This window comes from Bacillus sp. MYb78 (assembly GCF_002975115.1).
Taxonomy (GTDB): domain Bacteria; phylum Bacillota; class Bacilli; order Bacillales; family Bacillaceae_G; genus Bacillus_A; species Bacillus_A cereus.
This window is the reverse complement of record NZ_PCOB01000015.1, coordinates 25,338-51,286: the sequence shown is the minus strand read 5'-3', so window position 1 is coordinate 51,286 and position 25,949 is coordinate 25,338. Positions and strand designations below refer to the sequence as shown.

Sequence of the window (25,949 nt, the reverse complement as noted above, 5' to 3'; positions counted from 1 at the left end):
CCAACTTTTCTCTTAAATTCCTCCCTTTATGTACATTCTTGTTGCATATTATCTATTCAAAAACGCTTCTAATTCTTTTGCTAACGACTGTACTGCTTTCTTCCTTAATACATATTTTCCGTCATGTATATCAACTAACTTCGCTGCACGTAACAATTTCAAATGATGGTGTACTGTCGATTTTCCAAGCTGCAATCTTTCCGTTATTTCCTGTAAAGTACGTTCTTTTTCAAACAACATTTTTACAATTCGCAATCTCGCTTCATCCCCAAGAGCCTTATGTTTTTGAACTAAAAAATAATTCGGCTCATACGGATCTTCGGGATGAATGCTTTCATTCGCAACTGGATAATGAAATACTTTCGTATCTTCAATATCTGCTTCAATATTCCACGGTCTGTACGTCATTTGCGGAATAAGAAGTACGTGATGAACACTTGGCTCTGGCATATAGTTCACTCCGCCAGTCGCCCATTCGACAAACTCTTCCGGCTTCATCTTTTTATTCATTTCATTTTTTGCTTCATAATCTCGTTTTAATATAGAAAATATTTCTTCTTCCTCTTTCTTAATTACACTCTCATACCAACCTGTCATAACAGCAATTAAATGAGATTTCAGCACTTGTACATCTACATCACATATAAAGCGAATATAAGTAGAATAAAACTGATGATCATCTGTTAGTTCCTTTAGTTCGTGTATTGCACATACAACTCCCGTTGCTGCTAAACGTCTTTTCTCTTCATACTTCTCTCCTAAAAACGGTAAACATATATACTTCAAATCTTCTTCTGAAAGTGAATCGATTTTAGCATGAAACTGCGATAAATCCTGAAAATCCTCTTCATACAACAACTGAAGCAATGCTTTCCACGTATTATGTTCTTCTACAAACTGTAAGTGTTCTCTCATCTCATTTGTTAATGATTGTCTAATTCCTTCCCATTCACTTTCAGTCTTTTCAAGTGTATCAATTAACCTTTTATGAGTAATTGCTGCAATGCCAAGTGCACATTCGAAAAGTATCGAATATTTCACCTGAACGTTTTATGTTTCCCTCTTTTTACTCTTTATGTGATAGACCTCCATTTTTATCCCCTCCTTGTTTGCTATGTATTAAATTCTATTTTTATCGAATTTTACCTTCTATTCTTTTAGAATTTACAAAAATATAAATTAAACCACATTCATTCTAAATTAAGAAGAATAAGAGCTTTTTTATATACAAATAATAAAGCTCAAGGAGTGGTTGACATGCATTTCATATCAAATATGTTAGGGATTTTCGTTGTCATATTAATCGTTTTCTTATGTTCGCCTAATAAAAAACATATAAAATGGAGACCAATTGTAATCCTCATCATATTGGAGCTTTTTATTACGTGGTTTATGTTGGGCACAAAGCTAGGCAGTATTATCATTAATAAAATTGCGTCATTTTTCAGTTGGCTACTGGCATGTGCGAATGAAGGAATTCGATTTGCATTTCCTTCCGCTATGGACAGTCCACACATTGATTTCTTCTTTAGCGCGTTACTTCCTATCATTTTTGTTATCACGTTCTTTGATATTCTTTCTTATTTTGGAATCTTAACTTGGATTATTGATAAAGTAGGTGCAGTTATTTCAAAGATTTCTCGTTTACCAAAGTTAGAAAGTTTCTTTTCGATTCAAATGATGTTTTTAGGAAACACCGAAGCACTTGCGGTTGTTCGTGATCAATTATCTGTTTTAAAAGAAAATCGATTATTAACTTTTGGAATTATGAGTATGAGTAGCGTTAGCGGATCCATTCTTGGTGCTTATTTATCAATGGTTCCAGCAACATATATTTTCAGTGCAATCCCATTAAACTGTATTAACGCATTAATTTTAGCCAATGTATTAAATCCTGTGGAAGTTTCGAAAGAAGAAGACGTTGTTTACACACCTTCCAAACATGAAAAAAAGGATTTCTTTTCTACTATTTCAAACAGTATGTTAGTCGGGATGAATATGGTTATCGTTATTTTAGCCATGGTAATTGGATATGTAGCTTTAACAGCATGTTTAAATGGGATTTTAGGCTTTTTTGTAACGGGGTTAACAATTCAAAAAATCTTCTCCATTATCTTTAGTCCTTTTGCATTTTTACTCGGTTTATCAGGCAGTGATGCTATGTACGTAGCTGAATTAATGGGGATCAAAATAACGACGAATGAATTTGTTGCAATGATGGATTTAAAATCAAACTTAAAGTCGCTACAACCGCATACGGTTGCGGTTGCAACGACATTTCTAGCTTCTTTTGCTAACTTTAGTACAGTAGGTATGATTTACGGAACTTACAATTCATTATTTGGCGGAGAAAAATCATCAGTCATCGGTAAAAATGTTTGGAAGCTTCTTGTTAGCGGGATGGCTGTTTCTTTATTAAGTGCTATGCTCGTTGGGCTATTTGTATGGTAAATAATTTTTATAATAAAAGACACTCAGGCCAATTGAGTGTCTTTTATTATTATTTTCGAATTTGTCCATTTCCACGAATCACATATTTTGTAGAAGTTAATGCTGGAAGCCCCATTGGTCCTCTTACGTGTAACTTTTGTGTACTGATACCAATTTCCGCTCCGAATCCAAATTCGGATCCATCTGTAAAACGAGTCGATGCATTATGATAAAGTGCCGCGGCATCTACAGAAGTAAAAAACTTGCTGACGTTTTCCTCGTTTTCAGTAATAATTGCTTCAGAATGCATAGATCCATACGTATTTATATGATGAATCGCTTCTTCAACAGTGGAAACCACTTTCACTGCTAGTGTAAGAGATAAAAATTCTGTCCCCCAGTCTTCTTCTGAAGCAAGTACAATTGAAGAATCCATTGCAAATGCTTTTTGATCACCACGTAGCTCCACGCCTCTACCCTTCAAAGAAGAAAACAACTCGCTACCATATTTCTCTGCCCACTTCTCATGAAGAACAATCGTTTCAATCGCATTACATACAGATGGACGCTGCGTTTTTGCATTTATAATAATATCCAATGCCATTTGTTTATCCGCTGTTTCATCAATGAAAATATGACAATTTCCCGCACCTGTTTCAAGTACTGGAACAGACGCTTCTCTCACAACAGTATCGATTAATTGTTTGCCACCTCTTGGAATAAGAACGTCTAGATAATCCTTCATTGTAAACAACTGCTTTGCGCTATCTCGCGTTGTATCTTCTATAAGCTGGACGCTTTCTTGAGGTAAGCTTGTTTGTTTGAGCGCCCTGTGAATAACGGCAACGATCGCTTTATTAGAATGAATAGCAGAAGAACTACCACGTAATATGACTGCGTTTCCTGTTTTCAAACAAATTGTAGCAGCATCCACTGTTACATTCGGTCTTGCCTCATAAATCATCCCAACAACACCAAGTGGTACGCGCATTTCCTGAATAGATAGTCCATTTGGCCTTTCCCATGCACTTACACATTCTCCTACAGGATCACGTAATTCAATTAGCTGCTTAATCCCTTCTGTCATATCAACAATACGCTGTTCATTCAGCATAAGGCGATCAATGAGAGAATCAGAAAACCCTTTTGCCTTACCTTCTTCTATATCCCGTTTGTTTTCCTCTAAAATATAAGCTGTTTCACTTATTAATTGATTTGCAATTGCAGCAAGTGCTTCGTTTTTTTGATTTGTAGATTTTAGTACAAGTTCCCTAACAACCTCTTTTGCTTTTATCCCCTTTGCCAACACTTCATTCATTTTTATTTCCTCCTTTTTAAAGTGAAACCCAATGATCCCTATGGATGACTTCATAACTATGTCTCTCGCCTCTTACTTGAATATCTTGGCTTTGCATACCTTTTACATCTCTTAGTTCCTCTGCACTATATGCGCATTGTCCTTTTCCTATTACGCGCCCTTGTTGCGTTACAACCTCTACAACTTCACCCACTTGGAAAAATCCTGATACATTCGTAACACCAGCTGGAAGTAAACTCTTACCATGCTGAATGATGGCAGTAGCTGCCCCAGCATCTACTTCAATTTGTCCGCTAACAAGCGAATGCAAGGCAATCCATTGCTTGTTCATCTTCATTTCTTTTTGAGGAGCATTACCGACATACGTTCCGTCACCCTTACCCTTCAAAACATCTACAAACTTTTCCTGCCCACGTCCTGTTCCGATAAATACACTCACACCAAGAGAGAGTGCTGTCTTTGCAGCATCGATTTTTGATTTCATACCGCCAGTCCCAAGTTTTGAGCCAGCATCTCCTGCAAGAGAAGAAATTTCTTCCGTAACTTCAGGAAGAAAATAATATTTTTTTGCATCCGCATTTTTCTGAGGATTTTTGTCATATAACCCGTTCACATCTGTAAAGATCATAAGCATATCCGCCGAAACAAGCCCGCTTACTAAAGCTGACAGCATATCATTATCACCGAACGTCAGCTCCTCTAAAGAGATGGAATCATTTTCATTAATAATTGGAAGAGCGGAACGGTTTAATAATTCTCCTAACGTAGCGTAAGCATTACTATACTGTTCTTTTCTAGAAAAATCACTTCTCGTCAACAAAAGTTGCGCAGTAACGATGCCATATTTACGGAATTCCTCCGTGTACGCCTGCATTAACAAACTTTGTCCGACAGCTGCTGCAGCCTGTTTCCCTTTAATCGTTACAGGTCTGCTAGGATATCCTAGCGCTGAAAACCCTGCAGCAACGGCTCCAGATGTAATTAACACAACCTCGTGCCCATCAGCTTTCAACCGAGCCAATGCGGCAACGTGATCTGAAAGCTGTTCTGTAGAGATGCCTACATGACTATCTGCCAAGGAACTACTTCCAATCTTTACAACAATTCGTTGTTTTTTCACTTTTTTATCCCCCAAGTCTAAAATCAAAGTTTTTATAATTTACACTTCATTCACTTTGCAACTATATCTATTCTCATCAATGCTGCACTGAATTATTTAAGAGCAAAATAAAAATGACCGCTTCGCCCTTAATAAAATAAAAAGGACGAAACGGTCATTGTTCCGCGGTACCACCTTAATTGATATACATAGATATCCACTTGGTGCCTATAACGCAGGCGAACGCCTAAACTTTCATTTAAGACTCAGGGATAGGTTCGATACATTCTATACGAGGAATCTTTCAGCCGGTGAATTCCACTCTCTTTCGCAAGAAGACATATGTACTAATTCCCTTCAACGATTTTCGATCTAATTTTTTTATATTATGCGATATAGTTCGATTCGGTGTCAAGAGGTATCTTAAAAAATAAATAGAGCCACAAGTTACTTGTATGAAATTATTGCCCTACTGAATGAAAATACAAATTGATATAAGTTTAACTCATATTCATAAACATAAAACCTTAAATTATAGTGTATATATTTACATAATGTCGAATATAATTAATTTTTATCTTTTAGTGTTGCAAAAATGAATATATTCTCTTAGAATGTTTCTTTATATTGCACAGGGATGTTATTCTTATTCTAAGAAAATAATATCAAACCGATATAATTGATTATAAAAGGAGCAAGATTGAGTTATTATGGATAAACAAATTGGATTCATCGGTTGCGGAAATATGGGAATGGCTATGATTGGCGGAATGATAAACAAAAATATAGTGTCTTCAAATCAAATTATTTGTTCAGATTTAAACACTGCTAATTTAAAAAATGCTAGTGAAAAATATGGGCTAACTACAACTACCGACAACAATGAAGTAGCTAAAAATGCTGATATTTTAATTTTATCAATCAAACCAGACCTATACGCGTCAATAATTAATGAAATAAAAGAAGTAATCAAAAACGATGCTATCATCGTTACGATCGCTGCTGGGAAAAGTATTGAAAGTACTGAAAATGCATTTAATAAAAAAGTAAAGGTTGTAAGGGTAATGCCTAATACTCCTGCTCTTGTTGGAGAAGGAATGTCTGCATTATGCCCGAATGAAATGGTGACAGAAAAAGATTTAGAAGATGTACTAAACATTTTCAATAGTTTTGGTCAAACAGAGATCGTAAGTGAAAAATTAATGGATGTTGTCACATCCGTAAGTGGTTCTTCACCAGCTTATGTATATATGATTATAGAAGCGATGGCAGATGCTGCTGTACTAGATGGTATGCCAAGAAATCAAGCATATAAATTCGCTGCTCAAGCTGTGTTAGGCTCTGCAAAAATGGTACTAGAAACAGGAATACATCCAGGTGAATTGAAAGATATGGTTTGTTCTCCTGGTGGAACGACAATAGAAGCTGTAGCAACATTAGAGGAAAAAGGATTACGAACAGCAATTATTTCAGCTATGCAACGTTGTACGCAAAAGTCTGTTGAACTATCTGGTCAAACTAAAAAATAAAACTATAAAAGAGATTACGTTAGCTATGAATTCACATAATTTTAATTAAAAATTCACTACATGATAAACGGCCAAACTCATATAAAATTGAGCTTGGCCGTTCCGCTTTTTAATTATATTAAAATAATTTAATTCAAATCTTCTTTAAAGGTTCTATTTTATCCCTTACCTATTCCCTACTATGATTGTGTAATTTTATTAGAAACTAATAATTTTTCAATGCATTTCGGTAACATATCTATTAGTGTTTCAAATGCGTAGTTTACATCTAGACGTTCTGTCCATTGATGTGCATCTTTTCCTACCGGCCCCATATTTAATACTGGAACATCAAACTCTTCTAATTCCTGAAGCGGAATTGAATAACCTTTATCCCATAATGGCATATTGTCTACAAGCGAACTCATTGAATCCAGTGGATACTGCAAGCCTACATAGCTTAAATCTGAAATCCCCCCAAAATAATTTTGGTTTTCAAATGTAATCTTATGATTGTAGTGTGCATACTTTTCCATTTCTACAACTACCTCTTTTATTAAAGGATTGTTGCGTGAACTCACAGCTGGATAGTACGGCGGAGCGAAGAAAAGTACAATCATCGGTGCCTTTTCTTTACATAAAATCGCTAATTTATCTACTAAATCAATCGTTACCGCACGATCATCTTTATCTTCTCTATTTTTTATAATATTAGATTGAATATGATTTATTTTTTCTTGTCCATGTTGCTCAATTGCATATGTGATAAGCTCTTCATAAGTTAATACATTTACTTTGAGATTAGGTGGTATAAATGGATTATATTTAGAAAAACGATATGCATGTTTTTCATACGACTCTTCTATTTTCTCTGCTACTTTCGTTACTTTTTGACGTAACAATGAAACTACATCTGTCATTGATTTTTCTAATAAAAACAAATTAAATAATGTAACTGCACGATGCGGAATTTGTACAGAATAATCCTCTTTTAAGTCCCTTTGAAGTAAGTTAGTTGGCGGAGGACTCGCTTCCCCTTCTACAATGTCACAAAGGTCTGTGTTTAACTCTAATTCTGCTGTTATTAATGAGGCCATATAACTCCCATTTAAGCCTGCAAAAGGTTCACCTACATGTGTCTCTTTTCCATAGCAAAGAAAACCAGGTAACACTTTACCAATAGAGCCAGTGTAAATATACTTATTTTGGTCACCAGGATGTCTTGAAAACATAGGCTCTGAGTTTAAGACCGTTTTATAATCTAAGTTATGCTCTCTTGCTAAATCTAACAATCTCGGAACAGCCGCCCTCATCCCTATAGAATTCACTTCTTCATCTGGTACAGCCAATAAAAGAACATTCCCATCGAATCTTCCTTCACATGCTTGTTCAATCATTGCCATTTGTAATGCGAGACCGCATTTCATATCCATTGTTCCTCTACCAAACAGCCATTCTCCATGTTCTATATCTTCACGTACATGGTCTGGAAGTTCATCTTTATGAGAATAAAACATAGATGTTAACTTTTTAGGATTAAATGCATCCTCTTTCCACACTCCGTAATCTTGTACATCTACAACATCAAAGTGACTTACTAGAATTACAGTATTTTTTGTACTATCGCTTTTCTTTACTAGTGCTGTAACAAAATATCGTCCGTCCCCTGTCGGATTTTTTTGTAAATGATGCGGGTTTTCTTTGAAGTACTGTAAATCAGATAACTGTTCCACAACAAAGTCTGGCAATATTACTTCAGCTTCTGAACCGGTAATACTAGGAATTTCAACAAGACCGCTTAATAATTGAATCAATTGTTCTTTTGATTGCCACTTTGACATATAAATCCCCCTATTTTTCCGCATTTTGAAAACTAATTCCAGTATATGAATAAAAAAATGACGACAGCTATCAAAATTATAGTTCTGATGTACTGCCGATTTTTATTGATATTTCATGAGCCGCTTGTTTTACCTTGCTAATAAGAAAAGATAGTCGATCATCATTAATACGATGACTAATTAACCCAACACTTAATGCTCCTACTACTTTATGATTAAATCCGATAATAGGTGCAGCTACTGAAGCTGTCCCTTCTGTTTTTTCACCATAACTGACAGCATATCCTTCATTTTTTATTTGCTTTATTTGATTAAGAAGAATTTGCTTTTGTTCTGGTAATGAAGAAAGTAAATTTTCTACAATATGTTCCATTTCATTCGTTTTCATATTGGCAAGCATCGTTTTATTTGCGGCACCAATTGAAAGTGGAATTTGTTCCCCTAGATTATCGATAACTCGAATTTTTAAAGGACTATCAATTCTTTCAATGATAATAGAATGTGTTCCGTTTGGAATATTTAAATAGACACTTTCCTCCACTTCAGCAGCTAAACGTTTCATCACTTCTCTTGCAACAGATCTGTAGTCTACCTTCTCCAATTGACGTAACCCTATTTCCATCCACATTGGTCCAATTTTGTACTGTTTTGTCTCTGAAATTTGTGTAACTAACCCATGCTCCATTAAAGAGTTAAGTAATCTATGTACTGTACTAACCGGGAGATGTGTTCCATCAGCTATATCAGAAATAGCCCAATACTCTTTTTCATTTGTAGAATTCAATAATTTAATAATACTTATCGCTCGATCAATGGACTGTACCATAACTCGCCTCAACTTTACTCGTAATATGTTAGTATGCTTAATTAACTATCAATTTAGCAAACATTCGAAATGAAATCAATCTATTTATTTAATTTTCTAACAATAAAAAACGTATCACTAACAAAGAATTGAAAACGCAAACAAAAAATTATTGACTTTTCTTTTTAATTATCTGAAAATTATAACAAGATTTCACATCACGGAATACATTCCATAATACGGAAAAACATCAAAATTTATTCTATCAACTATGAAAGTGAGGAAAACAATGGCGCAAGTAAGCAATACAAACAATGAATTAAAACGGACGATGAAAAGTAGACACTTATTCATGATTGCACTCGGTGGTGTGATTGGAACGGGGTTATTTAACGGATCTGGCTTTATTATAAGTCAAGCTGGACCTGGCGGATCCGTACTTGCCTTTATGGCCGGTGGATTATTAATGTATTTCGTTATGCTATGTCTTGGTGAACTTGCTGTAGCCATGCCTGTTTCAGGTTCTTTCCAAGAATATGCCACTAAGTTCATCAATCCTGCAACTGGCTTTACAATCGGATGGTTGTATTGGTTAAGCTGGGCGAATACGACCGGTCTTGAATTTACAACTGCCGGCATTACAATGCAGCGCTGGTTTCCTGATATTCCTGTTTGGGTTTGGTGTTTAATATTTGGCGTTACAATCTTCACTATTAATGCATTATCTGCTCGTAGTTATGCAGAAACAGAATTTTGGTTTTCAAGTATAAAAGTATCTGCCATTATCGCTTTCATTATTCTTGGCGGCGCCGCTATGTTCGGTTTTATTGATTTAAAAGGTGACGAACCCGCTCCGCTATTATCAAATTTCGTAAATCATGGTGGTTTATTCCCAAATGGACTTGCTGCTATTCTTTTAACAATGGTTACAGTCAATTATTCCTTCCAAGGTACAGAGCTTGTCGGAATCGCAGCAGGTGAAAGTGAAGATCCAGCAAAAACTTTACCTCGTTCTATTAGAAATATTATATGGCGCACGATGTTTTTCTTCGTCTTAGCAATCTTTGTTCTTGTTGCTTTAATTCCTTGGGAAGAAGCTGGATTAACAAAGAGCCCATTCGTTGCTGTTTTTGATAATATCGGTATTCCATATGCAGCTGATATTATGAACTTTGTTATTCTTACTGCTGTTCTTTCTGTTGCAAACTCAGGACTATACGCTGCTACTCGAATGCTTTGGTCTTTATCAAAAAACGAAATGGCTCCAGCCTTTTTAAAGAAATTATCATCACGTGGGATTCCTCTCAACGCTTTAATCATGACGATAGCTATTTCTGCTTTTTCTCTTTTGACAAGCGTAGTAGCTGCTGAAACTGTTTACTTGTGGCTCATTTCAATTTCCGGAGTCATTACCATTATTGTTTGGATGTCAATTTGTGTTTCTCAATTCTTTTTCCGCAAACATTATTTAGCAGACGGCGGAAAATTAGAAGACTTAAAATTTAAAACGCCACTTTATCCACTCGTACCAATTCTTGGTTTTGGATTGTATGGCATTATATTAATCAGTCTTATTTTTATCCCAGAACAACGACTTGGAATCTATTGCACTGTCCCATTTATCATCTTTTGCTACACTTACTATCACTTTAAAGTTAAGAAAAGAAATTCTACTAACACTCATAGTGAAACTAAAATTAGCGAGACTTCGTAATATTTGACGATACATAAAAGACCACACATGGCGTTTCACTTCATGTATGGTCTTTTATCGTTCCTTCTCTCATTTCCCCCTACTATTGAAAGAATTATTTATAACACTTTAAGTTCTGGATTGCTCAGGTGAACTTTGGGTTGAAAAATGAGCATTTCTATACCTTTCCCGAAATTTCAAGTTCTGCTAATGATGTTGTAGAAAGTGTTAATGTAGTAAATACTATAATACTAACAATTACTATTTTTACTATTCATAAGTTGATGATTCTGCTTACTATTACTGTTTTGTTTTGATATATTTAATATATATTTAATATATATTTAAAGACAGACAGGAGTTAGATACGATGATAAAAGGTTTTGGAGGAATATTTTGGAGAACTAAGAATCTTGAAGTTATAAAAAAATGGTACAGTGAAGTGTTGAAACTTGATATAGAAGATTGGAATGGAACTGTGATTAAACCCCAGTTAGGAAATGAGACAATCTTTTCTTTCTTTACAGAGAATGACAATTATTTTCCAAAAGAACAACAAGTGATGTTAAATTTCGAAGTACATAATCTAAACGAGGCTATAAAGCATCTTGAGAATATTGGTGTACCTCTTGAGAAGAAAGAAGAAATCAGTGAATTTGGACAGTTTATTTGGATTAAGGATCCTGAAGGTCGATTGATCGAACTTTGGGAGAAATAGTGGATTCTACTTATTTACTATTAAGTTAACAGCTGCGTTAATACATCAAGGTAAATAAAAAAGTCGATTCCTTTAACTCCACAGGAAATCGATTTTTTTGTGGAGTTAAACTTCTTAGCTTTGTAAATCCTCATTTTTCAAATTCTACCCTATGGCCACCAACTTAAAAACATAAAAAAACGCTATTCTTACGAAAAGAATAGCGTTTTTCATTATTTAAATATGATTTCATCTGAATTTAATAGATATATCCCCTCTCCTACAAAAGTAGTAGAGTGTTCATTTAAACACTTACTACCTCAGTGGGATTTATCACATTCCAATTTCAATATAATAGTAAATAGGTATATCGGATATAGATGTACATTACTAGGCTTATACATATTTCAACTTTAGAATTACATTCACTATTTAATTGGTAGTTACCAATAAAGAAAGGAATGATCATAATAATACAGAACATATACGAAACTCATTTACATGTAAGAAATTTAGAAAACGCAATAAATTTCTATCAAAACAAGCTAGGATTAACGTTAGCAAGAAAACTCTCCAAAAGAAGAGTGGCTTTCTTTTGGGTCGGAGAAAATAAACAACAAATGCTTGGACTATGGGAAGTAAATAATATCGAAGACTTTGAGCCGAGACATTTTGCTTTTGGTGTAAATTTAGAGTCTTTAATGACTTCTAAAGCGTGGTTAGAGGAACGTGAAATAGAAGTGATAGGAAGTCAAGGAAAAGGAAATCAAGAGCCAATTGTCCAAAGGTGGATGCCCGCTGCAAGTGTATACTTTCTAGATTGTGATGGAAATAAATTAGAATTCATTTCTATGTTACATGAGAATCCAGATGAACTAGAATATGCATCCTATTTAAGTGTATGGAATACGGAACACCAAGAAAAATGAATGGAATTTTCGTTCAAGTCTTTTCTTATTTTTGGATATAATGTTGTACTATCCCCATGCCCATCAACTTAAGAATTTAGAATTCCCCCCAAAAACGAAATTTCGCCACAAGTTGTCACAAAATTTCGTTTTTGGGGTAGTTTTATTTTCTTAGCTTGATTTCGATGAGCGGTACCCCATAAAGGCCCCTGATACATAATTGATGTTCTGCTATTTGTAGAAAACAATCCACTTATACCATTTTAACAAGAAGAAATATCTCGTCCATGTTGTAATATTGGCTTACGTTAAGCTTGTGAAAAAATCATATTCATGTATAATACAATTGATGTATGATACAATAGTTGTAGGAGGGTGACCTTTTTGAAAAGAGAAGATGCCTTAAAACTAAGAAAAGATATCAAGAAAATGATTATAATAACTGGGGTTTTTGAATCTCAAAATTTGCCCAATGGACCATTTGAAAAACCTTTACCAACTTCTCAAATGATGGCGTTAGAAGAACTAGAGGTGGAAAAATTAACTGTTTGGCAACTATCCAATAAACTTAGATTAGAGACTTCAACTGTAAGTAGATTGGTAGATAAGTTAGTAAAAAAGGGGCTTATTTATCGTGAAGTAAATGAAAAAAATAGAAGAGAACTTTTTCTGCACCTCACAGAAAAAGGTCACATAACTGTTAATTGCTTAAGAGAGCAATCCATTACATTTTATCAAAGTATTCTCAATAATTTATCAGAATCAGAACAAAAAATAGTTGTGGATGGTTTTGAATTATTTATTGATTCTATTTCTAAGTCTTTTGATTAGAGTGAGGTAAATCATAACATTTGGAGGGTAAAATGAGTTTGGATTTTGAACGTCCTATTATTGAATTAAAAGAGAAATTTGATGAATTAAAGAAAATTATGAAAGAAAATAATGTAGATTTATCGCCAGAAATTCATGTATTAGAAAAACGTTTAAATAAAATGCAAGATAAAATTCATTCTAATATTACACCTTTTCAACGAGTTCAAATTGCAAGGCTACGTAACCGGCCCACGACATTGGACTATATACCTTTATTGTTTACAAACTTTCTCGAACTTCATGGTGATCGATTATATGGTGATGATAAAGCAATGATAGGTGGTATTGCAAAATTTAAAGGGATGCCCGTTACGGTTATTGGTCATCAAAGAGGTAGAAATACAAAGGAAAATATAGAAAGAAATTTTGGAATGGCACATCCAGAAGGTTATAGAAAAGCGCTAAGACTTATGAAACAAGCTGATAAATTTAATCGCCCTATTATTACATTTATTGATACAATAGGCGCCTATCCAGGGAAAGGGTCTGAAGAACGTGGAATTTCTGAAGCGATAGCTCGAAATCTATTTGAAATGGCTACACTTAAAGTGCCAATTGTTTGTATTGTAATTGGAGAGGCATCAAGTGGTGGAGCTCTTGGCATTAGTGTCGGTAACCATATCCATATGTTAGAGTATTCATGGTACTCGGTAATTTCGCCAGAAGGAGCAGCATCTATCCTATGGAAGGACGCTAAGTATGCTCCAGAAGCTGCTGAACATATGAAAATTTCAGCAAAAGATTTAAAACATTTAGGAATTATTGATGAAATCATTCCTGAAATTAAAGGTGGAGCACAAAATGATATACAATCACAGGCAAAAATGATTGAATCTGTAATCGAATCATCTCTAAAAAAATTGATACTATTATCCTCGGAAGAGCTTATACAACAGCGATATGAAAAGTATAGACAAATAGAGAATTATAAATGAAAGTATTTAAAGTCCGTATTACATTTCGGAGGATTATCGCAAAAAAAATTCTAAATATTTTTGCAAGTAACCTCTTAAACTGGGATATGCTGATACTATCATTCTACAAAAGATGTGTGATCGGTATGGAAAAGGATAATTTGTTCTAATGGATCAACGTGGTGTGTACTATATACCGCGACTCAAATTAAACAATAGGATATATGTCAAAAATGAATTTCCTGAATACTTTCGAAACGGAACAATAAAAAAACAATATCAGTACATCAAAGTTGATTTAGAGCACATCATGGATACCTTAAAATCAGGACAGTCCTATGAAATAAAAGAAGCTTATATTGGAAAGGATAAAAAACTATTCACTCGGGTGATTATGTATCGATTTACAGAAAAACAACTTCGTGAGCGTATGAAAAAACAAGTGTACACAGAAAGTACACTTTGTTTTCATTTTTAAGTTGATAGGCATGTGTCCCCCCCTTTTTGCTATTAATTTTCGTCGGATTTATGAACAGTTATCATAACGGAAAATTCATGATAACTCCATTTGTTAACATAATGTATTTATTGTCATCTTATATTTGTACTTACGTACGAGCAATTCCTAATCTGCTTCAATTACAATTTGAATTATGTAAATTTTCTTCTTATCTGGCATCTACTCTTTAAACAAAAACTCCCCTTAAATCGAAAATGATTAAGGGGAGTTTTATATACGATGCAATTATAGTTCAGATTTCACTCGAACAGAAACATTATTTTTAATTATATTTTTGACATCTTTAAAGCTAACAAAATTGTTACTTTTCTCATCCCAAAGACGGAAACGTAGTGATTGTAAGCTTGTAGCAAGCGTAATCGTTGGTACATTTTTTAACGGAAGCGTATTATTGTGTGCCTCTTCTAGTTTATAGTTAGGTACTCTTGGGCTTAAATGGTGAACATGATGGAATCCAATATTACCAGTTAAGAATTGCAAAATTTTAGGAAGCTTATAAAAAGAACTTCCTTCCACTGCCGCTTTCACATATTCCCAATCTTTATCCTCTTCAAAATAAGAATCCTCAAATGTGTGCTGTACGTAAAACAACCAAATACCTATTGAACCTGCTATTAAAAATATAGAACCATGTACTAAAAGAAACGATTGCCATCCAATTGCCCAGCAAAGCATTCCTATAATAGCAACGATTAAAATATTCGTTAAATAAGTGTTCATACGTTCTTTTTTTCTAGCACCTTTTCGGTTAAATCTATTTTTAAGCAGGAAAACATAAATCGGACCTAATCCAAACATAACGAATGGATTGCGATATAAACGATATGCTAAACGGAGTCTAAATGGTGCTGCTACATATTCATCTACTGTAAGCGTCCAAATATCTCCTGTACCCCTTTTATCCAAATTACCACTCGTAGCGTGGTGAATAGAATGCTCATGCCCCCACTGATCAAATGGGAATAATGTTAAAACACCCATACACGTTCCAACTATTCTATTTGCACGTCGACTTTTAAAAAACGAATAATGGGTGCAATCATGAAAAATAATGAAAATCCTTGTCATAAATCCAGCGGCTAACAATGCTGGAACTAATGTTAACCAATAAGAAACTGACAAACTTTTATAAGCAAGGTACCATAAAATAATAAATGGCACGATTGTGTTGATCAGTTGCCAAACACTTTTTTTAATCGTTGATTTTTCAAAAGGAGCAACTTGTTTTTTTAAATTTTTAGTATTTTCTAAGGTCATTGTTCTAATTCCTTTCCTTTTTGTTGCTAATTCATATTATAACACACTATTAGTATCAGGTGTTAAAAGTAGCTATAATAAATATTTTATACTATGAAAATCTCTTTTTTCTTACTCATTACTTACAAATTTCTTACGTCCAAAATAGCTTCTATAATTGGACAGACGGAGCATTTTATGTATCAAAGAAACTTCGAATTTTTCCAATAAGTACATAAAAAAACAGAGAGTTTTTTCACAAGAAGAAAAGAGCTGTCATAAGTCAGTTTCACCGACTTGTGGCAGCTCCTCTTCGTTTTACCTTATTTTATCGATGAAGCCAAACCGCACCTGCAGACTTGTCTTCAGCTTGGCCTACTACTTCAAACTTCAGTCCTAGTTTCGGCAACTTACGTCCTGCATCAGGAATGATGCTGTTGATATATTGCTTAGAATCATCAAATTTCGCCACTCCTGGTAATCCTTTATAATCAAAAATACCGCGAGTTGGTGAATTTACTTTCCATGCTGGCGTTTGATCAAATGAGAATGCCGCATCGGCAATTTGATAACGCGTACTGCTCTTCACAGTAGGTTGTCCGTTTAATGTCCCTACAATTGCCTCTGGATGAGAATCTACTACTCCTAAGAACCCTTCACCTGGATGAACGCCTACCCAGTTATCTGTAAAGCTTTGATCCGCATACCATACAACCATTCCTGTATTAAATACTGGTCCACGTGCATGTTGTAACGCAGTGTCAGAACCAGCATAATTTCTCCACTCTACATAGTAATTATGTTTTTTCTGTTCAAATCCGTTAGACACAGTAAAGCCTTTTAACGTCATTGCTGGCTGACCTTCCGCATCATCAGAGAAAACAACTTTTCCATCTACAGTTAAGGCTGCATTATCTAACGCAAATCCTTTATAAGCTACTGCAATATCTGTTAAGTACTCAAATTGCAGTTTTACTTTTTTTCCTTTGAATTGGCTTAGATCGTATGATTTATCAACCCATTTACCATCAGTTGTATCCGCGCCGCCTTTTACATCTTTTTCGCCCATTCTATCAATGCGTGTCTTCGTTCCATCTTCTGCAATCGCATATACGTCAAGGAAATCATACTTCGCTTCAAGTTCGTAAAATGCCTTATAATCGAACTTAGCATCCTTTGCATTTGTTAAGTCAAATACTGGTGTCTCAAGTGTTGTATGAATGTCATTTCCTTTTGTACTATAATAGAACTTCTTACCAAACGCCGATTCGATATTTTTTATATCTTTGTCCGGCAAGTTAACACGAACGATTCCAGGTCGTTTAGATTTTGTAGTACTTTGATCTACATATGTCGCAACACCGATGCCTTTGCTAAGTTTGTCATAATCTACTTCAAGGATATTCGCCCAATTCCCCTTCATATTCTTTTGGAAAAACTCTTTATTTTGTGGTGAGAAACTCGTTGGCTCTGTTCCTGCAATTTTTCCAGCCCAGCTACCACCACTCATAATAGACCATGACTCAACAGGTTCACCTTGTCCTGAGTACTTTGTATCATATTCATCTGGTAAGCCTAAATCATGGCCATACTCATGTGCAAACACACCAACCGCTCCGTCTTCAGGCTCGATTGTATAATCGTATGCAGCCATCTTTCCGCCCCAGTTCGAAACAGAAGATTTCGTGCCATCAATTGCATATGGTTTTGAACCGAGTTTTGAACGATGTGACCAAATCGCATCATCTTTCAATTTACCGCCGCCAGCTTCTTGACCAACGCCAGCATGTACAACCATTAAATGATCAATAATTCCATCTGGCTCATTTTTATTTCCATCACCATCTTGATCGTATTGATCAAATTGGTCATAGTCTGCTAAATTGATTCCTTTTGCTACCGCTGCTTTTAATGCTTCTTTCACAAAATCTTTTGGTCCTAAAGGCCCCTTGTTATCATGACCAGTACCCGCATCAGCACCATAATCTGATGCTTTTCCTGGAACAGTAAGCCACTCTGTTACAGTCCCATCAACTGTATAGCTACCACCAGATTGTTCTTCATAATATTGCTTAAATGTGTTAATCTTCGATCCATCAAATAAAGTGAATGGTTCATCACCAAATAACATTTTTTGATAATGTTCACGATTAAAGTCCTTGGAATACATGTATCCTGGCTCTTGATCAATATTGTTATGCTTAAAATCGCTAAATTCTACAAGTAAAACAAGTACTTTATCTTTTCGAACAGCTCCATTGTATTCTTCTTGCTTCGCTGATGTAGTAGGTACTTTTCCATTTAATTTTCCTGGATTCAATCCAGCACTTTGCCCAGCTACTGGGCCTACTTCAGGCTGCTGTGCCTGTTCATTTTCCTTCATTTTTGCATCTTTTACTTTTTTCATAAAATCAGAAGCTTCTTGTGTAAGACTATCTCCTGTTAAGATTTCTTTCCCAGGGTTTTCCCCTTTCTTTTTCTCAACATATTTTTCGACAGCCTTTGACGTCTCAGCTTGTGATGCAGATTGATCAATTACCCCCCGTTGTTTTAGCGCTTCTGCCAAACGCTCCTCCGGTATTAAGTGCTCATCTATTGGTAGAGATGATGTTGGTGTCTCAGCATACGCTGCGTGACCTCCAAAAGCAAACGTACTACTTAGTACTGCTGCTGTTGTTAATACCGCTAATGGTTTTAATTTCTTTTTCTTTTTCAATGTATTTCCTCCCCAGTGTCTGCAAATTATCGTTTTTTGCCGATAACAACATAATATTCGTTATAATACGAATATTCAATCTTTTTCAACAAATAAAATGTTGAGAAATATTTTTTTATGCAGAGTGAAATACAAAAGATAGAAAAACAAACAGGCTCTCCAATAAATAACAGTGAACTTTTATATGTTCTTAGTTACAATCAAAATCCAGTAAATCTGAGATTTATATTTTTTTAATAAAAATAAGAATTAAATATTTTCTATACTATTTAATCTATGGATTATCATATTACTCACTATTCTCATTATTACAAGCTAATAGTGGTTCATACATCATTATAGCGTGATTCTCCGTTACATATTGATCTTCTATTAACTGTTTCTGTTGATTATATACTTTACGTTGAATCACATTATGTCGTATATAACCGCCCCAGTATGCAGGTTGAATTGAGTGTTCTTTCTCATACACTTCATATTGATAAAGTTGCGGATAGACTGTTCTCCATTCACCAACTAAATATTCATCTGTCATATAAAGGTGAAGTTGATACGGTTGGTCCGTTTCATTTTTAATTTGTAAATCCAAATAGTTATAGGAACAAGTCGCTCCACTCCCAAACGGTTGAGTTCGCCTCGAATCAGGAAAGACATCAAAGCTATGACGATATCGTTCTGTTACTGTCAGTGGTGTATGTAAAGTCATCCAATATATTAAATTCGAAAGCTGACAAAGACCTCCTCCAATACCTGTTTGAAAAGATCCGTAGTGTAATACCATACCTTCTACATATCCTTTTTTCCTCGTAGGCTTACCTATTAAACGCCAGTAAGAAAATGTTTCTCCTGGTCTAATGACGATACCATTTAGTTTTTTAACAGCAATTTTCAAATTAACAACCTTATTCTGTTGATACCACATATCTACATCTTTGAGCTTACGAAGTAATATCGTTCGGTGCTGAATTGCTGTACAAGGTAGCTTTTCTTGTTGGAGCCTTTTTGCATATGTTTTTCCGTCTACTAACCACTGAATGTACCTCTTTGTAGAGTAATACCACTTCCCTAGCATAATACGATACTTAGACCGCTGTTTAGGACGTAAGTGCACTATATTCATTTTATTCCCTCTCTCTTTCTTCAACTAAATTCTAATATATCTCTAATTCAATAAATTACAGTTTTCTTAGCTGCATAATAATTTTCGTAAATAAAGTGAAACTTTAATCAGCCCTCACCAATCGGGCTTTTACAAGCAGCCTGACCCCCACCTAACTTCTTTGCTTTCGCTTAATTTTGAGGTGGGGGTCTTACTGTCCGGCAAATAGCGGGATACAAAAGACGCAAAAAAATAATAAATTTACTCTAGTGGAGATTTTATTTTGTTGATTGCTTTATAATTATATAAAACTGCGCTTCAATACGATAAATTGAAATAAACACATTATTAATATAACGAATAATATTAAATAAAAAATAACGAAAATTAAAGAAATTCTAAAGTATTAATATATTTTTCGTAAATATTAATTGATAATACATTAGACTTTACTATATGTATAAATTCTCTATTCTACAAAACGAAATTTTTTAATGTAAGAAAAAATATAATTCCCCTTTCACATTTATACAAGTCTCATCTGGAAAACTTTCCAAAACAATCCGAACCCTTATATTTAGAATAAACACAAAAAATTGCCACCAGTTAGCTTAACTGGTTGGCAATTTTTTAACGAGAATGCTTTACAAATAGTTGAATTGCTTCTTCTGGTACATAGCACTTTCCATTACTCTCTACAATAATACTTCCTAATTCATACCCTTTACCATTGATACGAATTATATTTTTGTTACCAAATAATTGTGCTTCTACTTTATTATGTTTTACTACGAGTAACGGGTTTGCTCCTTCGGTTTTGTCGGCTGTTACAGTTGCACCGATTTTCTTAAAGGCTTGTTCACTCTCCAAAAATATTTTATTCGTTACTTCTTCTAAGTTAAAGCCCATCGCTTTCGCCATCGTCTTCGCAATGTCTGTATTTTGGATTAAGCCTTCTGGTTTTTGAGGTCCATAAGAATGTAAAAATACATCCTCACCTGTATGTCCTCCTGTCGTAAAGCCGATATTTGCACGATTAGCCAATAATGTAGTAAGAATTCGTCCTACATCCATTTTCTTTTTTGACGCTTTTAATTTTTCTTTTTCATCATGAGTTAGATTATCCAAACCGTATAGTTTAGCTACATCTTCTACATTTGATAAATCAGATTTCAGTTTATTTATAGTTCCTTCAAGTGTCATTTTCGCCTTTTTCAATGAATCAATGTATGCAGAAACCGGTGTAGTATTGTATCCTTTTGTCGTATTTCTATTCCCTATAGAGATACCGCTGTTACCATGATCAGTTAAAGCTATGAGCATCGTATCCCCATCTTTCTTCGCAAATTGTAACGCCTTTGCTACCGCTTCATCAAATGCCAATACATCACTAATCATCCCAATTGGATCATTAGCATGAGCTGCCCAATCAGGCTTACTACCTTCTACGAATAAAAAGAAACCATCTTTGTCTTTTGATAATGTTTGAATTGCTTTTTCTGTCATTTGAGAAAGTGTTGGTTGTTCTGGATTTGTTGCTATACGATCTATATCAAACGCAAGAGCATGATTTGAGAAAGAGCCCCAAATTTTATTAGATTTGGAGTTCAATAACGCATCTTTCGTTTCAACGAAATCGTATCCTCTGTCTTGAATCACCTTCACTAAATTTTCACCATCTTTTCGGATTCCATTACTTTGCATAGGTAGCAGCGCCGCTTTTCCCCCGCCTAATACGACATCTATATTTTGATATACTTGTTGCTTCGCAATTACGTCAAATTGCTTGCGATTAACATGGTGAGCCGAGAATCCCGCCGGAGTAGCATGCTGAATTTCAGATGTAGCAACAATTCCAGTTGCACGGCCAGTACGTTTTGCACCTTCCAATACGTTTGCGACCGGCCGTAACTTGTCCTCTTCTTTTATTGGCTTTAAGTTAGGTGAATTTACAGTAGAAGGTAGTACGCCTACATATCCTGAATTCGATTTATTTCCAGTTGCTAATGCTGTCGCTGCTGGTGCTGAGTCTGTAATAGCTGATTCTGCAGAATATGTACGAACACCTCCTGTTACAATTTGATCTAACGTAAGCGGTGCCTCTTTATACCAGCGAGCCAATGTTGTCGCCGTTGAACTTGTTCCGTCCATAACCATCATAATTATATTTTTAGGCTGGTGTTCTACTTTTTTCACCTTAGCTTTGGCCGCATGATAATTCATCATACTTTCCGTACTTAATACGCTTACTATTATAGCTCCCACTAATAGTAACTTTTTCATCTTCACACCATAATTCAACATGATTGTTCCTCCATAAACTTTGCATTCATTTCAATACACCTTATTTCCTTTCTCATTCCACAACCTACATATGTTTTATTAGTTCCCAATTCTCATAAAGCTAACAATAGTTACTTTCTATTTCTTTCCTTAATTAAATATCGGTATGTGTCATCTATCTTATAAAAAAGATTTAGCATTCATTCATTAATTACTTGTTTAACAATAAATCCTCGATTAAAAGAAATAAAATTTTATTGTTAAACAATAAATTTCATGTTAAATTAATAAGATATTAAATAAATGAGGTGCTTTTTATGAAACAAGGATCCACACTCTTTTTAAAGACCGTTGTAATTCTGATCGGAATCCCCGTTCTTGCTATGTGCATTTTTTTAGTCCCTAAAATAGGAAATTTCGCCGCAGAATTATATCCAGATATTTCATATATTAAATATCTTGTATTTATCAATTTATACGCAACAGCAATACCTTATTACTTCGCACTGTACCAAACATTTAAGCTTTTAAACTATATTGATAAAAACAACGCATTCTCAGAGTTATCTGTTCAAGCTTTAAAAAATATTAAGTACAGCGCATTGGCAATTAGTGTATTATATGTATTAGGTATGCCACTTTTCTATCTCGTGGCAGAGAGAGATGATGCCCCTGGCATTATTATTATCGGAATGATTATGATTTTTGCTTCAATGGTAATCGCGGTCTTTGCTGCCGTTCTCCAAAGACTATTAAAAGATGCTATAGATATAAAATCAGAAAATGATTTAACGGTCTGAGGTGAATAATATGGCAATTATTATTAATATTGATGTAATGTTAGCAAAAAGAAAAATGAGTGTAACAGAACTTTCGGAGAAGGTTGGAATTACAATGGCTAACCTTTCTATCTTGAAAAATGGAAAAGCAAAAGCAGTCCGTTTTTCAACTTTAGAAGCAATATGTAAAGCATTAGAATGCCAACCGGGGGATATTTTAGAATATCAACCTGAAGATACCAAGTAAAAAGAGTCCTTCATACGAGAAGGACTCTTTTTATTTCACATTACGGCGCAAAACTAATTTGACCAGTAAACAATAGGATAATTGCTATGATCCAAAATATAAAAAATGATGAGGACAGTATTAATGAAAGGATAGCAATCCCCTTCTTCTCTGTTTTTTTCGTCATTGTTATTATAGAAAGCATAATACCTACACCTGTCAGAGCAATTGTAATATAATCTCCAACTATATTACCTGCATTCGCTATCCTTGTTGGCGTTATAAAAACGAATAGAAAACACAAAATGCCGATGAGTAAAGATATATAGCTTATTATACTGTACTTCTTTTTAGGAACTATTTCTGTTTTCATACTAATCCCACCCCTTCTATATAGCTATGAGTTTATATTAGCATGAATAACCATAATTTGGTTATGATAAAAAGCAGATAAAACGGACACTATCACTTTATCTGTCAGTTTATTTCTATCTAACAACTAACCTGACTATTTCTTTACTAAAGATATACAATCATTCTTTGATCCACGGCAATTGGTATATAATAGCTCTAAAAAATAAAGACTGTACCTTTAAAATGAAAGATACAGTCTTTATTAATAACTTTTTTTATAAAGAAAACTCTCTATCACTCACTACCTTAAAAAACTCCGAGTAATGTGATAAAGAATAATCCGCTACATCACAATTACCTTGAAACATACATGTTGAAATACCTAATTCTTTTGCAGGTAATAAATCTAATTCTCTATCTCCAATAGCTAAATCAATATTGTATTTTTTATGCAGATGATTATAAGCTAAAGAGTTTGGCTTTCGAGGAAAGCCATCGTTAATTGTAACCATATCTACGAAGTATTTTTCCCAGCCGTAATATTTTAAAATGCCCATAACCCCTTCCCTATGTTTATGGGTCATAATCACATTTTTATTTACAAATTTCAAAACCTCTTCGACACCTGCAAAAGGTTTCATATCTTTTGACGTGAATTTTCCCTTCAAAACTTTAATCTTTTCTTCCTGCTCGCATGAAATATTATAATACTGAATTGCATGAGAGTATGATATTTTTAAGTTTTTGTATATTTCTTGTTTTTCTACTGAATCACCTAATATTTCAGAAAACAACATTGTATATGCAGGATACGTATCAAATAACGTCCCATCAAAATCCCATAAAATATTCATTCTATTCACCTGCTATGTTCAAATCATTTAATGACTAAATCCGCCCTATCCCTCGGCGATTCCATTTCTAAGTAATAATCCTCTGCTTTCCAATACCTATTTTCAAACTTTGAAAGGTTTTTCTGTGTCTCCTCACTCTCACGCAGAAACCTTGTCTCTCTTGGACAGTCCAAATAGACCATATAATGAAAGAAATCTCTCCATTCTTTTCGCTGCAGAAAAACTCCTTCAATAACAATTACGCCTACAATAGGAATCTGCACTTTTTTCATTTCACATGAGTCTGTTTCCTCTTGATAAAAAGGCAAAGTTAATTTTGTCTCATGTTGTAACTTCTGAAAAAACTTCTGCCTCAAGTATGTAATATCCCACTGTAAACAATAATACTCATACCATTCTTCATGGTTTGTATAATAGCGTCGATTACGCTCTACTATATGATCATCAATATGGAAAATATGAAACGGAATGCCTTCTTGTTTCATATTTTCTTTTAAATTTGCTACGAATGTTGTTTTTCCTGAACGACTTAAACCATCTATACCTAAAATGAATCTATTTTCCCTATGATTCTTCATAATCGTTATAAGTTCGTTTGTACTCATTACTTCTTCCACTCTTCTTTTAATAAAGAATATAAAATGGTATCATGAGCAACTCCATTTTGAATCATATGTTTTCGAAGTAATCCTTCTTCTTGAAATCCTGCTTTTATTAACAACTTTTGAGAAGCTTTATTTTCTACATATACAACCGCTGCGATTCTTATCAGTTGCAGCATTTCAAATCCGTAAGCTAAAATCGCTTGTAATGCTTCCGATGCATATCCTTGTCCCCAATATGTATCATCTAATTCATAACCAATTTCAGCTCGTTTATGAATATTATTAATTAAATGAAATCCGCACGTTCCGATTAATTGGCCCGTCCCTTTTTTCTCGATTCCCCAGCGAAATACACTGCCCTCTTCATAACGATTGTTAAACGTTTGAATCGTTGTTTTCGCTTGCTCAATATTTTCAAAAGAATCCATTCCGAAATAACGTATAACTGATTCTTTCGAAAAATATTGGAACATCGTTTCTGCATCTAATAGTGTAAGTTCTCTTAAGAGTAAACGTTCTGTTTCTAGTTTTGGAAATCCCATCTCTCTTTCTCCCTCTATTCTAATGAACTGCAAATTTCAATATAATTTCCATCTGGATCAGCAATGTAAGCAATTGTTTGTCCCCACGGTTTTACAATAGGTTCAACTAAAATCTTGATTCCTTGTTCTCTAAATTGCTCAATCGTTTTTTGTACATTCTCAACAACGAATCCTAATTCAAAATGAGAAGACTGTAATTCACCTTCTGTAAGCGGTAGTCCTGTTAATTCTTTCACATCTTGCCGCGTATTCATCGCTAAAATGGTAGTTCCAGTATTAAATTCAATATATGTACCGTGCTCTGCTTTTATAGGTAACTGTAAAATATCTTTATAGAATTTTAAACATTCTTCAAACTTTTCTACATATAAAATGATGTACTTCATTTTCAAATCCATTTTACATCCCCCTTTATATCTATCCCTAAAATTTCGACAAAAGTCTCATAAAAACCTTGTTCTTTGTTGTAATGAGCAAAAAAAATGAGGCCGATTTCTCGGCCCCCCAGCTTATTGGCATAAAACAGGAGATTTGGTTTGGACATAACCAGTTCGTACTTTTATTATATTTTATTTTTTCTGAATTTTAAATACATTAAACACCTATTTATATTGAGAAAGTTTTTTGCTTGCATAAAATTAAAGATTTT

General features: G+C 34.3%; 23 protein-coding genes, 1 pseudogene and 1 other annotated feature. Of the genes and pseudogenes, 10 read left to right on the top strand and 14 right to left on the bottom strand.

Translation table 11 applies throughout. From position 1 onward, the window contains the following. Positions 1–48: 48 nt before the first annotated feature. Positions 49–1,041 (bottom strand): ArsR/SmtB family transcription factor, encoded by a 993-nt coding sequence (locus tag CQ064_RS23310; RefSeq protein WP_000877631.1) that lies wholly within the window; start codon positions 1,039–1,041, stop codon positions 49–51. A gap of 216 nt (positions 1,042–1,257) precedes the next feature. Here CQ064_RS23310 and CQ064_RS23305 point away from each other — a divergent pair, with 216 nt between their 5' ends. Beyond that, a complete protein-coding gene (locus CQ064_RS23305; RefSeq protein WP_000545496.1) occupies positions 1,258–2,451 on the top strand; it encodes a NupC/NupG family nucleoside CNT transporter in 1,194 nt (397 codons plus the stop codon). A 49-nt stretch (positions 2,452–2,500) separates the two neighbouring features. On the opposite strand, the gene CQ064_RS23300 is transcribed toward CQ064_RS23305, so the two are convergent. Together CQ064_RS23300 and proB are read right to left on the bottom strand one after the other, a co-directional pair. After that, positions 2,501–3,748 (bottom strand): glutamate-5-semialdehyde dehydrogenase, encoded by a 1,248-nt coding sequence (locus CQ064_RS23300; protein ID WP_001006624.1) that lies wholly within the window; start codon positions 3,746–3,748, stop codon positions 2,501–2,503. Between the two features lie 16 nt (positions 3,749–3,764). Then, positions 3,765–4,868: a glutamate 5-kinase gene (gene proB, locus CQ064_RS23295; RefSeq protein WP_000744741.1), complete on the bottom strand. Its 1,104-nt coding sequence runs from the start codon at positions 4,866–4,868 to the stop codon at positions 3,765–3,767. A gap of 138 nt (positions 4,869–5,006) precedes the next feature. Next, positions 5,007–5,217, bottom strand: a binding site (T-box leader). A 340-nt stretch (positions 5,218–5,557) separates the two neighbouring features. Here proB and proC point away from each other — a divergent pair. Then, a complete protein-coding gene (gene proC, locus CQ064_RS23285; protein ID WP_000360725.1) occupies positions 5,558–6,376 on the top strand; it encodes a pyrroline-5-carboxylate reductase in 819 nt (272 codons plus the stop codon). Between the two features lie 179 nt (positions 6,377–6,555). On the opposite strand, the gene CQ064_RS23280 is transcribed toward proC, so the two are convergent. Then, a complete protein-coding gene (locus tag CQ064_RS23280; RefSeq protein ID WP_003274521.1) occupies positions 6,556–8,220 on the bottom strand; it encodes a M20/M25/M40 family metallo-hydrolase in 1,665 nt (554 codons plus the stop codon). 52 nt (positions 8,221–8,272) lie between these two features. Further along, on the bottom strand, positions 8,273–9,022 hold the full coding sequence (locus CQ064_RS23275; protein ID WP_000250751.1) for an IclR family transcriptional regulator: 750 nt from the start codon (positions 9,020–9,022) through the stop codon (positions 8,273–8,275). Positions 9,023–9,290: 268 nt separating this feature from the next. Here CQ064_RS23275 and CQ064_RS23265 point away from each other — a divergent pair, with 268 nt between their 5' ends. The 6 genes and pseudogenes from CQ064_RS23265 to CQ064_RS23235 form a co-directional block, all read left to right on the top strand. Beyond that, positions 9,291–10,715, top strand: a complete 1,425-nt coding sequence (locus CQ064_RS23265; RefSeq protein WP_000079995.1) for an amino acid permease — start codon at positions 9,291–9,293, stop codon at positions 10,713–10,715. A gap of 349 nt (positions 10,716–11,064) precedes the next feature. Then, complete coding sequence (locus CQ064_RS23260) at positions 11,065–11,412, top strand: VOC family protein (RefSeq protein ID WP_000589589.1); 348 nt, start codon at positions 11,065–11,067, stop codon at positions 11,410–11,412. Positions 11,413–11,861: 449 nt separating this feature from the next. Continuing rightward, complete coding sequence (locus CQ064_RS23250; protein ID WP_024927883.1) at positions 11,862–12,320, top strand: VOC family protein; 459 nt, start codon at positions 11,862–11,864, stop codon at positions 12,318–12,320. Positions 12,321–12,683: 363 nt separating this feature from the next. Then, on the top strand, positions 12,684–13,130 hold the full coding sequence (locus CQ064_RS23245; RefSeq protein ID WP_000817654.1) for a MarR family winged helix-turn-helix transcriptional regulator: 447 nt from the start codon (positions 12,684–12,686) through the stop codon (positions 13,128–13,130). Between the two features lie 32 nt (positions 13,131–13,162). Continuing rightward, positions 13,163–14,107, top strand: a complete 945-nt coding sequence (locus tag CQ064_RS23240) for an acetyl-CoA carboxylase carboxyltransferase subunit alpha (RefSeq protein ID WP_000050723.1) — start codon at positions 13,163–13,165, stop codon at positions 14,105–14,107. Between the two features lie 148 nt (positions 14,108–14,255). Further along, positions 14,256–14,543, top strand: a pseudogene (locus tag CQ064_RS23235) (IS4 family transposase); the annotation flags it as partial. A gap of 288 nt (positions 14,544–14,831) precedes the next feature. Here the strand turns inward: CQ064_RS23235 and desA are convergent. The 4 genes from desA to CQ064_RS23215 all read right to left on the bottom strand — a co-directional run bounded on the left by desA (position 14,832) and on the right by CQ064_RS23215 (position 21,961). After that, positions 14,832–15,863: a Delta(5) desaturase DesA gene (gene desA / locus CQ064_RS23230; protein WP_000171496.1), complete on the bottom strand. Its 1,032-nt coding sequence runs from the start codon at positions 15,861–15,863 to the stop codon at positions 14,832–14,834. A 307-nt stretch (positions 15,864–16,170) separates the two neighbouring features. Then, positions 16,171–18,558 carry an immune inhibitor A domain-containing protein gene (locus CQ064_RS23225; protein WP_000727447.1) on the bottom strand — a complete coding sequence of 796 codons (2,388 nt, stop codon included), beginning with the start codon at positions 18,556–18,558 and terminating at the stop codon, positions 16,171–16,173. Positions 18,559–18,847: 289 nt separating this feature from the next. Continuing rightward, entirely contained in the window at positions 18,848–19,678 is an 831-nt protein-coding gene (locus CQ064_RS23220) for a VanW family protein (protein ID WP_001028244.1), read from the bottom strand. Positions 19,679–20,287: 609 nt separating this feature from the next. Further along, positions 20,288–21,961, bottom strand: a complete 1,674-nt coding sequence (locus tag CQ064_RS23215) for an alkaline phosphatase (protein WP_000935921.1) — start codon at positions 21,959–21,961, stop codon at positions 20,288–20,290. A 296-nt stretch (positions 21,962–22,257) separates the two neighbouring features. Here CQ064_RS23215 and CQ064_RS23210 point away from each other — a divergent pair, with 296 nt between their 5' ends. Further along, positions 22,258–22,740, top strand: coding sequence for a DUF2975 domain-containing protein (locus tag CQ064_RS23210; protein WP_000809125.1), 483 nt, complete (start codon positions 22,258–22,260; stop codon positions 22,738–22,740). Positions 22,741–22,750: 10 nt separating this feature from the next. After that, positions 22,751–22,966, top strand: a complete 216-nt coding sequence (locus CQ064_RS23205) for a helix-turn-helix domain-containing protein (protein ID WP_000974620.1) — start codon at positions 22,751–22,753, stop codon at positions 22,964–22,966. A gap of 40 nt (positions 22,967–23,006) precedes the next feature. On the opposite strand, the gene CQ064_RS23200 is transcribed toward CQ064_RS23205, so the two are convergent. The 5 genes from CQ064_RS23200 to CQ064_RS23180 form a co-directional block, all read right to left on the bottom strand. After that, on the bottom strand, positions 23,007–23,318 hold the full coding sequence (locus CQ064_RS23200) for a hypothetical protein (RefSeq protein WP_000845548.1): 312 nt from the start codon (positions 23,316–23,318) through the stop codon (positions 23,007–23,009). Between the two features lie 256 nt (positions 23,319–23,574). Beyond that, positions 23,575–24,153, bottom strand: a complete 579-nt coding sequence (locus tag CQ064_RS23195) for an HAD-IA family hydrolase (protein ID WP_001024228.1) — start codon at positions 24,151–24,153, stop codon at positions 23,575–23,577. Between the two features lie 23 nt (positions 24,154–24,176). Next, entirely contained in the window at positions 24,177–24,758 is a 582-nt protein-coding gene (locus CQ064_RS23190; protein ID WP_000106123.1) for a kinase, read from the bottom strand. Further along, positions 24,758–25,300, bottom strand: a complete 543-nt coding sequence (locus tag CQ064_RS23185) for a GNAT family N-acetyltransferase (RefSeq protein ID WP_000506654.1) — start codon at positions 25,298–25,300, stop codon at positions 24,758–24,760. The genes CQ064_RS23190 and CQ064_RS23185 overlap by 1 nt, the downstream gene beginning before the upstream one ends. 14 nt (positions 25,301–25,314) lie before the next feature. Then, complete coding sequence (locus CQ064_RS23180) at positions 25,315–25,698, bottom strand: VOC family protein (protein ID WP_000364502.1); 384 nt, start codon at positions 25,696–25,698, stop codon at positions 25,315–25,317. Between the last annotated feature and the right edge of the window lie 251 nt (positions 25,699–25,949).